The following is a 14,419-nucleotide window of genomic DNA, read 5'->3' on the forward strand; positions in this document are numbered from 1 at the left end:
CAACCAGCTGAGAGGCTTCTGCATTTTCACGGTGTTACAAAAGATTAATTCTAAGCGGGGTTAAAACCCCGCTTTTTTGTTTTGGACTGATGAAAAAAAATGTTATCTTCGATTATTATATTTAATTTATCAGATAAAAAAGTGCGAGTGATCCCTGTTTTTAATGATAACGGAATTTGAAACCGAAGAACTTCAATATGCACACTAGAAATTTTTTACTTCTTCTTAGCTCACTGATATGGCTAAGTTGTACAAAAGATCCCATCGAGCAAAAGGTAGAGCCTCCAGAGGTGGTGCCTACAGATACCACCAAAAATGAACCCACAGTTCCTCCAGATAAGTATGAAATTCGAAAAGTAGAGTTTCAGATGAATAAACTGTTCGCTGATGACTATATTGATGAAAAGGTTTTTCTGGGTGGACTTTGGAGCCTCAAAGATACCCTTGAAGGTCCCCAGCTAGAAAGCCTGGAAGCAAAAGCAAAAAAAGTTAAATTCCATTTTTTGTCTGATAACGATTTCTCTGTAGATATGGGGTTCTTTGAACCCAGCTATGCGAATGGCCTTGCTTATGCCAATAAGTTCGAAAAATCGAAACAGGCGAGCAGCATGAATTTCTCCTCCAGTACTTTTGAAGATTACGCCGAAATACAGGGATTTCTTGGTAATTCGAAGGATGTAAAAAAGGCCCTATCCCTTGTGAGACATGCAGATTCAACGACGATCAGTAAACCCAATAGTACACTTCGGATAGGCAATATCAATAAGCTTACAATATATATTGATTATACGGAGTATTATGAAGCTTATCCAACATCGGAAGTAGAGGCATTAACCAAAGCCGGCTATTCTCCTTATGTGCTTGCTTCGGTGACTTATGGTACTCATATGATTCTGATGGGAGAAACTGATTCAACACGGGCAAGGCTCAATACAGCGATAGACAAAATATTGGAAAAGAAAGCGCTGGATGACATAGATACCAAAGTTCTGGATTGTAGTAATCTGCTGATCTACTATCGTGGTGGCGGGAAGAACAGTTTTATTCAGTATCCAAAAGGAGCCCAGGCTATTGGGACAGCACTCCGCGATATGCTCCTTTATGTGAGTCAGACGGAAAATATCTTTAATTATCCACTTACTTATGACTTCATGAGTCTGAAAGATTATAGTACCTTAAAGTATTATAATATATTCGATATTAGGGTTAAAAAACAAAAGTAAACGAGCGAAAAAACGGCATCGGTTAAATACAAAAACGGCATCTAAAGCTAGATGCCGTTTTTGTATTTAACCGACAAGCTGCTGACCTGTGTATTGATATCGCAAAGCTATTAAATACGTAGGCGTATTTTACTTATTCCGTTTCACTGATTTCCTTTAGCCGTTGCAAAGCATCTGGCCAAGCTTCATTAAAGTAATCGATGTATTCGTCGTTTGTATCAACATCCACTTTCAATAATGTTTGTCCCTCGATGGCTGAAAAAGAATAGTTTTCTAACGCTCCTGCCCAATCTTCAACAGTTGGTCCGGATAAAATTTCCTGGCCCTTATCTAAGATGCCAAGGTGGCGAATAGATACATATGAATTTGGAATATATTCAGCAATCTCTGCTACCATTCCGCCTTTTTCACCATTTTCATTGACGCCGGTAAAATGAATTCTTTGTCCCTTTTCCCAACCGCCTTCGAAATCAGAACTCGGATTGAACGCACTGGTCCATTGTTTGTACGTTTCTTTATCGAGCATTGTTTTAAAAACCCGCGACACAGGAGCATCAATCTTAATTTGATAGGTCAATTTTTTCATCTTTCTATTGTTTTGGAAAATTGGGATCGGCTTTTATTTCAGCGATCTGTTTGGTATGACGTGCACAATGTGCAGCAATAAACATCAGGGCTTGGTAACCATCAATTGGACCGGTTGGGGAGTCGCTGACATGATTTCTAAGATCTTCCGCATCAGCTTTTTTGATATAATCAAGTACTGGCTGACGCGCGGCATTGAAATCAGCGAGTGCTGTTTTCACATTTTTATAAATCCCCTCCGGTTGGAGTTCCTTTGGTGCCTGATATTTGTGACTCCTGTCTGTGAGTGCATTCTTGAGATTGTCGTCGGTCATCTTGATCTCTTTCCGCCTTTCAGGTTGTGGATCTTGATCCAGGCCTTTTTTTGCCATGTCAAATATCATTCGTTCTGAACGAATGATATGTTCAAGGCATTGACTGATGGACCATTTGTCAGGCGCTGGTTTAAATTGGAGCTGCGCTTCGCTTAAACCCGCAACCTGCTTTTCAAGTTCCGCAGTTGTTTGATTAAAGTATTGTAATAGCGAGTCGGTTCCCACATAATTACGTTTTAAGCGCTGTTTTTTTAATATCAGCGCAATGTTTTCGTTCTTTTGCTCGAGCAATAATCGTGATTTAGCTGACAATGGAGCTAAGGAAGCAGTTGCTATACTTGCAATTGCTATCATGTTCATAATTAGATTCATAGTTTGATACGTATTAAAATCGTAAAAATAAATGTCACTACTTCTTTACAATTATAACACATTTTTGTTTTCTATATCTTTCCATAAGGCAAGAAAAGGTGGGGAGGCCGGCTCCCTAATCAGAAGGTAATAATTCCTTAGATAGTGGCATCAATTGCTGGATAAGGGACGTATTGTATAATAAGTGTTTTTTGTACATTTATTAAAATAAAACCTTATCTTTAACGTAATAACTAACCTACTATTTGAGTTAATCTATGTTAAATCACAATTATACGCGCTATTTTGGACGTTTACCATTAAAACCTTATGTTTTGGTATGTATCGTATCTTTATTGGGCACAATTGCTGTAGCGCAGCAGACATCGGTATCTAGTCCTGATGGAACTTTGACCGTTAAGTTGGATCTGAAAAATGGCAATCTATTTTATGAGGTTGAACTGGAAGGGAAAACGATGTTGGAAGCTTCTCCGCTTGGGCTTCAAAGCAAGACGATAAATTTAAGTGATAATTTGCATCCAGTAGCAGAAAAAAGAGCTGAAATTTCGACCAATTATAACGAGTCAAAAATCAAACGCAGTCAGGTAGCGTATAAAGCGAATGAATTGCGTTATTTGTTGGAGAATGCTTCAAAGCAACAGATTGAGGTTACTTTCCGTGTTAGCAACAGCAATATAGCCTTCCGATATTATGTGCCTCAGGTAGGCGAGCCGGCCAATTTTGCATTAATAAAGGAGGAGAGTGGTTTTAAATTTCCACTCATTACAACAACATTTTTAACAGCCCAAGCTTCCCCGATGATAGGCTGGATGAAAACAAAACCAAGTTATGAAGAGGAGTATCAGGCAGATCAGGCCTTAGGGGTACCTTCGAAGTATGGTGTTGGATATACTTTTCCTGCGCTCTTTCATGTTGGGGATCGTGGATGGGTACTTGTTTCGGAAACGGGTGTATCAAGCGCATATTGTGCATCCAAGTTAAGCGAAGGTACGAAGGATGGCCTTTATAGTATTGCTTTCCCGGAAGAAGGGGAGAACAATGGCATTGGACGTGCAGCTCCCACAATTTCATTACCCGGTTATACACCTTGGCGCACACTGACTATCGGGAGCAATCTAAAACCCATTGTGGAGACGACCATTCCTTTTGATGTTGTAGAGCCGCAATATCCGGCGTCGAAGAAATACGAATTCGGACGGGCAACGTGGAGTTGGCTGGAATGGCAGGATGGTAGTATTAATTTTGAAGACCAAAAGAAGTTTATTGATTTGTCAGCTTCAATGGGTTATGAATTTGTATTGATCGACAATTGGTGGGATACAAAGATCGGTCATGAAAAAATTGAACAATTGGTGGCTTATGGAAAGGAGCGGGGTGTAGGTATTTGCCTGTGGTACAATTCGAACGGATTCTGGAACGACGCACCGCAAACACCAAAAAATAAAATGAATACTTCGATCGCACGCAAAGCCGAGATGCAATGGATGCAGCGTGTGGGCATTAAAGGAATCAAAGTTGATTTTTTTGGAGGTGATAAACAGGAAACACTTAAGCTTTACGAAGATATTCTTTCAGATGCAAATGATTATGGGTTAACAGTTATATTTCATGGATGTACTTTACCGCGGGGTTGGGAGCGTATGTATCCGAATTTCGTGGGTAGTGAAGCTGTATTGGCTTCCGAAAACTTGATTTTCACACAACATGCAAATGATACGGAGGCTTTTAATGCGACTTTACATCCATTTATTCGCAATGCCGTGGCGGCAATGGATTTTGGTCCGGTTTTGCTGAACAAACGTCATAACCGTGAGAATAACGGTGGTACTATTCGCAAAACGACAGAAACATTTCAATTGGCAACCGCGATTTTATTTCAGACTCCAGTGCAAAATTTTGGATTGACACCCAATAATTTACAGGAAATGCCAACCCATGTGATTGATTTTATGAAACAGGTACCTACAACCTGGGATGAAACAATTTTTATTGATGGTTATCCAGGTAAATATGTCATACTTGCCCGGAGAAAGAGTGATACATGGTATATAGCGGGTATAAATGCCGAGGGCAAAGAAAAGACTGTATCGGTGAATTTGCCCATGTTGAGTACGGATGCGGTACAGCTAATCGACGATAACATCGCCCGGGAATCAAAACAGAAACAAATTCGACTTTCCAAAACAAAGACCATCAAATTGACATTGCAACCTGATGGCGCGATTGTTTTAATCGGAAAATAAATAACAGCGCTCTTCTGACGAACTGAATCATTCTTGATAAACTGAATTACTCCAGGCTAAGTGAATCAATCTTGACTAATGGAAGCTACCGCACAGATCCATTAGTCAGGACGAAGAGTCCGGATTTCTAGGATCTTGTGACTTGTAGATCCTGCCCCGGCCTTAATTTTTAGTTCTATTTTGGTTTTACCTGTACCATCATTGGGAAGCTTTATACGTATTGTTTTAATGGTTGGCTTCTCGTCCTTGTCTTCCAGTGTGCTGATGGTTTTACCATCGACCATAACCTCTGTTACCCTTGATGAGTTGTCTGCCAGCAATTTGATTGCTATCAGTTGGGTCTCGGGCGTTATTTTCATCACATAACTAAACCAGTCTTTTGTATCGCGCCAGCGTGTATCGCCGAATGCCCCAGCATTGCTATTTTGCTCGTGAAAAAAGTGATCTGATTCCGGCTGTTGCTCTCCAGCGACGACCTTATCGACTGTTTTGGCAGCTAGCGCTAAGCTTTCTATTTCATCACTGTTCATTTTCTCCTGTAACGCCTCTAGCTCCTTTTCTGTTGCTTGAGGCCAATAGATCATATAACGGGAATCATGAATACCGAAAAAGGGTTCTAGTTCCATTTGAATACCTTTTTTTCCCAAATAAAGGTCTGAGAGCGTAAAGTGTAAGGGCTTTGATGCTATTGGTTTTACAAGTGTCGGAATATTGTTCGGTTCAGCTTTAAGAATTGGGAGATCACGTAAAGGGATTTGTTTTCCCGATGCAATGTGCCCCATTCGGCTGTCATCGGCCTGAAGTCCCAAAAGATCTTCCTGTCCAGTACGGGCACCCAAAACAAGAGGTCCATATAAAATACTATAATAATTGCTTTTATCAGGCAACTGCTCAGTATGTATCCCCATAGGCAATTCAAGACTGACGATATCACCCTTTTGCCATGTACGTTTGATTTGGATATGCTCATTCGTTGAACTGAAATTGTGGTAGGACTTTCCATTGATCAATACATGCGGAGCTGTGGTCAGCCAGTTGGGTTTACGAATAAACAAGCTGAATGAAGTCGGTTTTTTTGGGTTGATTCGAATGCTTGTGTTGGCTTCTGTCGGAAAGCTCGTTTCTTGAATGACTTCGGTGTTTTTCGCTTTCCAGTCCAAGCGTGAAGGAATAAACAAATTGACGAATAAGTCATTGTTGCGTTGTGCATAGATCATTTCACCATATTTGGCGTGGTTTTCCATCCCCGATCCAACGCAGCACCACATACTTGTCTGTGTTTGTGAATAAACGCGATAATGCCCCGGACGGATTTGTGTGAAATAAACTAATCCACCATGTTCGGGATGTTGTGTCGATAAGATGTGGTTGTAAAGAGCACGTTCATAAAAATCGAGGTATTTTCCTTGCGGATCAGTTTGGTAGAGCATTTTTGTGAGCCGTAACATATTGTACGTATTGCAGGTTTCAGGTCCCTCAATGCTATATAACATCTTTGAAAAATCGTCCGTTGGGTTAAAATGCTCACTCACACTATTTCCACCAATAGCAATCGAGCGATGTTCGACAACATTATCCCAAAAGTACCGAACAGCCTCAGCCCATTTTTCGTTGTGGGAAAGGTCAGCGATGCGTTTAAAACCGAGAACTTTTGGAATTTGCGTATTTGCGTGCAATCCTGTTAAATGATCTTTATGCGCTAATAAGGGCTCAAGTATGGATTGATGACTGAATTTACGAGCCAGCTCCAGATAAGTTTGATTTTGGGTAATTGCAGCGACATCAGCAAAGGTTTCGTTCAGTCCACCGTGTTCACTTCGTAACATCTCCTGTATTTGAGCTTCGGAAAGTTGACCAACCAACTTAAGCGCCCAATCAGTCATCTGAATAAGCATGTCTTTCGCAGATTCATTGCCTGTCAACAAGTAGGCATCTCGCAGGCCAGCATAGGTTTTGTGTATATTATATAGCGGTACCCATTTTCCATTCAAGTTAAAGCTACCGGCGTTGATCCGGCCTTGTTGAATCTCTGTCCAACTAATTTTACCCCCAGGTACCCCGCCAATGTATCCGTTTGCATTTGCTTCCTGGCAACGTTTCAAGTTGGCCAGCATGTAATCCAGGCGTTCCTTGATGCGAAGATCTCCTGTAGCGGCATACATATGAGCAAGCGCAGATAGATAATGACCTCCGATATGGCCATCTAATCCTGTATTTTCCCAATTGGTATAAGAGTCTTTTTTAAGCGGTAAATTGGCTTCGCGTAAAAATGGAGCCAACAATCGGTCCGGGTCCATTTCCAATAAATAAATGATGTCCAGGTCTTCAGCATGTTTAAAAACTCCAGGTAACAACCTTACATCTCTTAAATCGAAATAATTTAATTGCGGAGTTGTTTGAGCAGATAGCGCCAGACTAAATAAGCTTAAGAGAGCACTGTGCAAAAATTTGTTTTTGAAGATCATATGGACTGAAATTATCATTTGTTATTAACAAGATCTGATGAGCTTGTCTGGTTAGCCGTTATGTATAAAAAAGACCGGTAAATCAAAGATATTAAATGTGTTATTTATTTTAAGTGTTTTTTTTACATTTATCTCTGCGAGAGAAAAAGGATGGATAGTTTTAAGTTGTATTGATCTGATAATTAGTGTGTTTTTTATTTCGTGTGTATGGAGGGGAAATGTTGGCCTGCTGGTAAGATCGCAATAAAAAAGCTGATCCGTTTATTTTTAACTATACTTGTATATGAAGAAAGTTAATAGTATTGTTATTTTTTGTGCTTCCAGTTTAGGGAATTCGGCCGTGTATGAAGAGCAAGCCTCCTATGTGGGAAAGGTTTTGGCTGAATATGGTATCCGTTTGGTTTATGGTGGTGGAAGGGTCGGCCTAATGGGGGCTGTTGCGAATGGAGCTCTTGCGCACGGAGGTGAAGTAATAGGTGTGATTCCCGATTTTTTGAATTCGAAAGAAAGAGAGCACACGGGCGTAACAAAACTGATTACTGTTGATACCATGCATGATCGTAAACGAATTATGAATGATTATGCTGAAGGGGTTATTGCACTGCCGGGCGGTTTTGGCACATTGGAAGAACTTTTTGAAATGATTACATGGGCTCAATTGGGTTTACATAAAAAGCCAGTTGGTTTATTAAATATCAATGGATTTTATAATCATCTAATTCAATTTATTGATCACATGGTCGAAGAGGGGCTTCTTAAGCAGGAAAATCGAGCAATGTTATTGGTCGCTGATACGATTGAAGAGCTGATCGAGAAGATGCAACAGTATGAAGCACCACTGGTTCCAAAATGGATTGAGAAGGATGAAATTTAGGACTTCAATAAATTCTTATGTCATCTTAATCCCGCTCTTATTTCTGACTAATAGCATTCTTATCGCTTTTTAATTTCGATTTAGAGATTTGTAACAGAATTTCTTATTCCTCCATATGTTACAATCTCGGGGTTTTTTAGCCTGTATTTTTATCATTTCTCCGTTTGGGCTTATTGCTCAAACAGTATCTCAGGATATCATGAAATCGTTCAGAATTGACGAAGTCGAAATTAGTTCGAAGTATTACAAAAGATATAATCCGAAACAACTGTCGGAAGCATTGCGGCTAGAAGCCTCATTGTTAAATATACCACAGCATATTCAAGTGGTGAACAGCGAGATTTTTAGGGATCAAGTGGTACTCAACCTCAATGAAAGTGCTACCCGAAACAGCAGTGGTACATTTCGGGAGGAACTGCATAATGGTATATCTCCGGATATCTATTCCCGTGGCGGCTATATCAGCGCGCAGCGTAATGGCGTTGATATAGCCGCCACGGGAAAAGGGCCTAAGTATCATTTTTTTCAATGGTTAATTTTTGAACAACATTTTAGAAGAAATGAACAACAATGAATTGAACTAGAGGTGATACCTTTGTTATGGCTAGATGTTAGAGTTGTTTGATCAGCATAAATACAGCGCTGATCTTCGATTCGGGGGAATCCCCTATATTTTAACCGGCTTTGGGATTCCCCTAATTTAAGCGTGGATAGGAGATATTCTTCTCCCTACACAAAAGGCCCGATCATCCGATCGGGCCTCTTTTTATTTCGTAATTAATGTAATTTACAATCGATTTGCTCGGGCAGTGATTTCCGCAATGTCCACACTTCAATCTCAGATTCTTTTTCTTTTGTTTTCACGCCATCTTTTAACATCGTCATACAGAAAGGACATGCTGCAACGACAACGTGTGGCTTTGCATCGATGCTCCTCGATACGTTCGATGTTAATGTCTTTTGCTCCGGACTCTGGTTCTTTGAACATTTGTCCGCCCCCAGCACCACAGCAAAGTTCATTGCTCTTACAACTTATAGGCTTAATGGCAAGGAAAAGGCAGACAGAATTATAAATCTATTGTAATGAGCGATCGAATGACCACTTATGAGATAAAGCAGGTGCTATCTAAGGCGACGAGAAAGGTGCTTTTAGGTTTGTTACTTAGTTGAATGGCTGGAAATAAATATCATTTTTTTTCAATGGTTAATTTTTGAACAACATTTTAGAAGAAATGAACAACAATGAATTGAACTAGAGGTGATACCTTTGTTATGGCTAGATGTTAGAGTTGTTTGATCAGCATAAATACGGCGCTGATCTTCGATTCGGGGGAATCCCCTATATTTTAACCGGCTTTGGGATTCCCCTAATTTAAGCGTGAACAGGAGATATTCTTCTCCCTACACAAAAGGCCCGATCATACGATCGGGCCTCTTTTATTTCGTAATTAAAGTAATTTACAATTGATTTGCTCGGGCAGTTATTTCGGCAATGTCCAACACCTCAATCTCTGATTCTTTTTCTTTTATTTTTACGCCATCTTTTAACATCGTCATACAGAAAGGACATGCTGCAGCGACAACGTGTGGCTTTGCATCGATGACTTCTTCGATACGTTCGATGTTAATGTCTTTTGCTCCAGGCTCGGGTTCTTTGAACATTTGTCCGCCCCCAGCACCGCAGCAAAGTCCATTGCTCTTACAACGTTTCAGTTCGATCAGCTGGGCATCCAAGCTTTCCAATACTTTTCTCGGTGCCTCATAGACCTCATTTGCACGACCAAGATAACAGGGATCATGATACGTTATCTTCTTTCCTTTGAATATGTTGTTATCCGCTGGTTTTAATTTTCCTTCATCGATCAGGTTTTGGATCAATTGTGTATGATGAATGACCTCATAGTTGCCACCTAGGGATGGATACTCATTTTTCAATGTATTGAAACAGTGTGGGCAAGCCGTTACTATTTTCTTGATTTCATAGCCATTGAGTACTTCGATGTTCATCATGGCCTGCATTTGAAATAGAAATTCGTTTCCACTTCTTTTGGCAGGATCACCCGTACAACTCTCTTCTGTACCTAAGATGGCATATTTTAAACCAACATGTTGTAATATTCTGCAGATATCGCGCGTAATTTTCTGTGCACGTTCGTCAAAACTCCCTGCACAACCTACCCAAAATAGTATATCAGGAGTTTCTCCTTTGGCCAACAGTTCAGCAACTGTGGGAACTTTTAATTCATTTTCCATCATAAAACTATTGTTGTTGAGTCCAATTGGCGCGGTCCAATTGCGCATATTTCCATGGGGCACCATTGTTCTCAATATTTCCAAACATATTGTTAATACTCGCAGGAGCTTGTGATTCTTCCATAACAGCAAAGCGACGAAGTTCAATAATAATATCCAGTGGATTAATATTGACTGGGCATTGTTCTACACATGCATTACAGCTTGTACAGGCCCATAACTCTTCTCGACTGATATACGTGTCAATTAAAGATTTTCCGTCATCCTGAAAGCTTCCATTTGTTTTGATATTCGTACCGACTTCAGTGAGGCGATCCCGTGTATCCATCATAATTTTTCGTGGAGACAGCAGCTTTCCCGTTATATTTGCGGGGCAAGAAGATGTACAACGTCCACATTCAGTACAGGTGTATGCATCCAATAGGCTCTTCCAGGTTAAATCCTGAACATCTTTGGCTCCAAAACGTGCATTTGCATCTGCTGGAGGTGGGGTGAAACTCGGATCAAGCATTGCCTTAACCTCATTGGTCACAGCTGGCATATTGGATAGTTTGCCTTTTGCGTTCAGATTAGAAAAATAGGTGTTCGGAAAAGCCAAAATAATATGAAGATGCTTGGAATAGGGGAGGTAGTTCAAGAAGGCAAGTACACCTAGGATATGAAACCACCAACAAGACCGCTCTATTAAAAATAAGGCCTCCGTCGAAGTTGGAAGGTATGGAAGAAGATGGTGGCTTACTGGAAAGGAACCTACCGATTTAAAATGTGCGAAGCCATAGAGCTGCAATTTAAGATCAGAAGCGTTCATCAGCAGGAAAGCCGACATTAAAAGAATCTCTGTGATTAAAATAATATTTGCATCCGTCTTGGGCCAATGTTTCAATTCTACACTATTTAAGCGAGCTACTTTAGCGATATTTCTCCGAATTAAAAAGATGACACAGGATACCAGTACACCCAGCGCGAGCCATTCAAATGCCCCAATTAGGAAATTATAAAAACTCCCTAAAAATGAAAAGATACGATGTGTACCAAAAAGACCGTCTATGACAATCTCCAACATCTCAATATTGATGATGACAAATCCGAGGTATACAAATAAATGTAGGACTGCGGGGAAAATTCGCTTGAACATTTTCTTTTGTCCAAAGGCGACGAGGAGCATCATTTTCCAACGCTCTGGGGATCTATCCGAACGATCTGCCGGTCTACCCAGCTTGATATTACGATAAATCTGTTGTGCATTTTTGCTAAAAAGGAACAATGCCACAGCGAAACAAACCGCAAATATTAGTTGACCTATCATATGCCTGGATCTTGGTTATAAACAAATATACTATATTATTTTGTTATGCTAACATAGTAAAAATAAATCAAAAATAGAGACCTAAGGTGATAATTTATTGGAAATTTCTAATGGTAAGTATAGGTTGTAATGAAAAACGTCCAAGAAGAAATTATTCTTCTTGGACGTTTTCTCTAGTTATATCTGAGTAGACTATAGCTCAACATCAGAAAATGTCTGTTCTAATATTTTACGCATTGTTTTTTGAATTCGTTCTTTTCCTGCTTCGGTATTTACATCAATACCACAAAAGGTACTTCCGGTAGATTTTGCCTGAAGGCTCAAATAATAAATTGAACTGACTAAAATCGCCAATGTCGCTCTAAGGTCGTTTTCGGAGTTTTCGAATTTTGAATCGACATGCTTAAATAGTTCTTCGCCGAGCAATTCTCTTCTGTCGGCTATATTTTTAAGCGCTTTTGTCTTTTCGCCCAGTCCCCAATGAATCACTTTTTGCTTCGTCTTATCCTTCAAAAAGGTGTTAAATTGAGAATTAAGCAATTCTTCTATCAAGGAAACGCTGATGGAACCGGGATTTGTGATCATTTGTTCCAATACGCCCTTATCTCCGATTTGCCAAAAATCTTTTTGTGTCAGATAAGCTTCCACCAGTTGATCGAGACCGCCAAAATAATTCCATATTAATGCTTTGTTCAGTCCACATTCCAAAGCAATATTAGGGCCATTCAATGCATGGTATCCTTTTTTCTGAATTACCTTTCCGACAGCAGCGATCATTCGCGCCTTGGTGCGTTCCTTGTCGCGTATAGGACCGGAAGTTACCTTTCTTTCTTTTTTAGGGTTATCCTCAATTACTTTCTTTTTCATGCGAATAAAATCATTTTAACGACGAAGCTTTCCTGAGTACCTTACATTCGTCAGTTAATGAACAAATTTGGGACCATGAAGTTTTCATTAGGGTAGATATGTTTGTTTTCCGAACCAATATCTACAATTTAGCTGGTAAATGCAAGAAAATCAAGCAGCAGATTTTTATTTACACTATAATTTGACTGATTCGATAAGCTTTTGAGTTTACCTTATTCTTTTGGCTGTAGAACTGGAGCGTATTTGGTGCTGTCGGCGGTGTACGCTGATTGCGATTCACTTACCTTTGGGAAAATAGATAGGCAATAAAAAAGGGATTATCTATATAGATAATCCCTTTTTTATTGCCTTGTATGCTAGCTTATTTTCTTGCTGGAGCAGCAGCAGGAGCAGCTGTAGCTGAAATACCTAATTTTGTTTTTACAGCAGCAGTTAAATCTTCTCCACCTTGGAAATAAGGAATATTTGTGCTTGAAATATCAAATACATAAGCCATACCTTTTTCTTTAGATACAACATTGACAGCATCGCCAACTTTTCTATGTATAGGTGCAATTAATTCTTCTTCTTTTTTGTTCAAGTCTTCTTGAGCAGCTTGTTGTGCTGTTTGAATACGAGCCTGAATATCTTGTAATTCTTGACCTATTTTGTTGATTTCTGGATCAACAGTTTCTTTATTTGCTTCACTTCTGTTACGCAATTTATCGTTTGCTTCTTTTTGTTTTGTTTGATAAATGGTAACCATATCTTGAATTTCTTTGGTTTTACCATCACTCAATGTCTTCAATTGCCCTTCAGCTGCTTTAAATTCAGATGTAGACTGAATAATTTCAGCAAAATTGATATGACCAATCTTTTGTTGCGCATTTGCGAATTGAGTTGAGAAAAATACTGCCACTAAAGCAACCGCACCCTTTAATAAATTTTTCATGCTTTTCATTTTAATCTAATGAGCCATCTTTATGGCAATCTTTTAGTTTTCTAATTAATTACTACTATTATTATTTGTGTCCACAATGATAATAAACTCCCGCTTAGTTTGCAAGACTCGGATTAGGTTTATATCCTAATTTTGTAATGACATCATTACTTTTATTCAATTTTGGATTGGCATAGAGAAAAGTAGACTCATTGCCCTTGTCCATAATAAAATCAATTCCCTGCGCAGAAGCAACATCTTGGATAGCTTTTGCTACACGGTCTTGAATAGGCTTCATCAATTGAGTACGTCTTTTAAAAAGGTCACCTTCAAATCCAAACTTTTGTTTCTGATAGTCTTTTACTTCTTTTTCTCTTGTCACGATTTCATCCTCACGGCGACGACGCATATCTTCATTTAATAAAACCTGGTCCTTTTGATAAGCCTGATATAGTTTTTCAATCTCAGCATATTTCTGATCCACTTCTTCCTGCCATTGCTTAGATAGGTCATCTAACTGTTTCTGTGCAGTCGTATATTCAGGAATATGTTTTAGGATATATTCTGAATCAGCATATGCAAGTTGTTGGGCAAATGTCGCTGTAGCACTCACGACTACAAAAGCTATAACTAACAATATTTTTTTCATATTTCCTGTAAGTTTTTATAGACTATACTTTTTATTATTTAACACTAATTTACCTTATGACTTCGGATAATCCCAAAAGTTTAATTCAAGAAAACCGCTCTACGTAAATTTACGGCTCAAAAATAAGAAAAAAGAAGCAATCTAATAGATATTTCTCGGGTTTAACACTATTTAACTTGTTGACGAATGCTCCAATGCTAGTTCCCTGAGTGCTGCCTATGGCCTCTTTTTTTCGATGATCATAACTGCACTCAATATAAGAAAATTTATAAGATATTTCGGGTGATTTCGCATTGAATCAGATCAGGTGGAAATGAAAGAAAATACATGATTTACTGGAAAACAATCT

12 protein-coding genes and 1 pseudogene are annotated in these 14,419 nt (G+C 39.2%); 4 read left to right on the top strand and 9 right to left on the bottom strand.

The features are described from left to right. Positions 1–197: 197 nt before the first annotated feature. The gene (locus A9970_RS00215; protein WP_182980911.1) at positions 198–1,223 is read left to right on the top strand and encodes a hypothetical protein; all 1,026 of its coding nucleotides are present in this window, start codon (positions 198–200) and stop codon (positions 1,221–1,223) included. A 133-nt stretch (positions 1,224–1,356) separates the two neighbouring features. On the opposite strand, the gene A9970_RS00220 is transcribed toward A9970_RS00215, so the two are convergent. After that, a complete protein-coding gene (locus A9970_RS00220; protein ID WP_182980912.1) occupies positions 1,357–1,809 on the bottom strand; it encodes an SRPBCC domain-containing protein in 453 nt (150 codons plus the stop codon). Between the two features lie 4 nt (positions 1,810–1,813). Beyond that, the gene (locus A9970_RS00225) at positions 1,814–2,482 is read right to left on the bottom strand and encodes a DinB family protein (protein WP_182980913.1); all 669 of its coding nucleotides are present in this window, start codon (positions 2,480–2,482) and stop codon (positions 1,814–1,816) included. A gap of 269 nt (positions 2,483–2,751) precedes the next feature. On the opposite strand from A9970_RS00225, the gene A9970_RS00230 reads away from it, so the two are divergent. Beyond that, complete coding sequence (locus tag A9970_RS00230) at positions 2,752–4,737, top strand: glycoside hydrolase family 97 protein (protein WP_182980914.1); 1,986 nt, start codon at positions 2,752–2,754, stop codon at positions 4,735–4,737. Positions 4,738–4,838: 101 nt separating this feature from the next. Here the strand turns inward: A9970_RS00230 and A9970_RS00235 are convergent, their stop codons facing one another. Further along, a complete protein-coding gene (locus tag A9970_RS00235) occupies positions 4,839–7,202 on the bottom strand; it encodes a glycoside hydrolase family 127 protein (protein WP_182980915.1) in 2,364 nt (787 codons plus the stop codon). 283 nt (positions 7,203–7,485) lie between these two features. Between A9970_RS00235 and A9970_RS00240 the strand changes: the two genes are divergently transcribed. Together A9970_RS00240 and A9970_RS00245 are read left to right on the top strand one after the other, a co-directional pair. Next, a complete protein-coding gene (locus tag A9970_RS00240) occupies positions 7,486–8,076 on the top strand; it encodes a TIGR00730 family Rossman fold protein (protein WP_153846135.1) in 591 nt (196 codons plus the stop codon). A 199-nt stretch (positions 8,077–8,275) separates the two neighbouring features. Next, a complete protein-coding gene (locus A9970_RS00245; protein WP_182980916.1) occupies positions 8,276–8,650 on the top strand; it encodes a hypothetical protein in 375 nt (124 codons plus the stop codon). A 213-nt stretch (positions 8,651–8,863) separates the two neighbouring features. On the opposite strand, the pseudogene A9970_RS00250 reads toward A9970_RS00245, so the two are convergent. The 6 genes and pseudogenes from A9970_RS00250 to A9970_RS00275 all read right to left on the bottom strand — a co-directional run. Further along, a pseudogene (locus A9970_RS00250) lies at positions 8,864–9,106 on the bottom strand (heterodisulfide reductase-related iron-sulfur binding cluster); the annotation flags it as partial. A gap of 428 nt (positions 9,107–9,534) precedes the next feature. Beyond that, positions 9,535–10,329: a (Fe-S)-binding protein gene (locus A9970_RS00255; protein ID WP_182981007.1), complete on the bottom strand. Its 795-nt coding sequence runs from the start codon at positions 10,327–10,329 to the stop codon at positions 9,535–9,537. A gap of 7 nt (positions 10,330–10,336) precedes the next feature. After that, positions 10,337–11,635 carry a 4Fe-4S dicluster domain-containing protein gene (locus A9970_RS00260; RefSeq protein ID WP_153846137.1) on the bottom strand — a complete coding sequence of 433 codons (1,299 nt, stop codon included), beginning with the start codon at positions 11,633–11,635 and terminating at the stop codon, positions 10,337–10,339. A gap of 192 nt (positions 11,636–11,827) precedes the next feature. Next, positions 11,828–12,502: a TetR/AcrR family transcriptional regulator gene (locus A9970_RS00265; protein WP_153846138.1), complete on the bottom strand. Its 675-nt coding sequence runs from the start codon at positions 12,500–12,502 to the stop codon at positions 11,828–11,830. 361 nt (positions 12,503–12,863) lie between these two features. Then, positions 12,864–13,433: an OmpH family outer membrane protein gene (locus A9970_RS00270; RefSeq protein WP_153846139.1), complete on the bottom strand. Its 570-nt coding sequence runs from the start codon at positions 13,431–13,433 to the stop codon at positions 12,864–12,866. A gap of 103 nt (positions 13,434–13,536) precedes the next feature. Next, positions 13,537–14,070 carry an OmpH family outer membrane protein gene (locus A9970_RS00275; RefSeq protein ID WP_046671928.1) on the bottom strand — a complete coding sequence of 178 codons (534 nt, stop codon included), beginning with the start codon at positions 14,068–14,070 and terminating at the stop codon, positions 13,537–13,539. Positions 14,071–14,419 lie beyond the last annotated feature (349 nt).

Source organism: Sphingobacterium sp. UME9 (assembly GCF_014170215.1).
Taxonomy (GTDB): Bacteria; Bacteroidota; Bacteroidia; order Sphingobacteriales; family Sphingobacteriaceae; genus Sphingobacterium; species Sphingobacterium paramultivorum.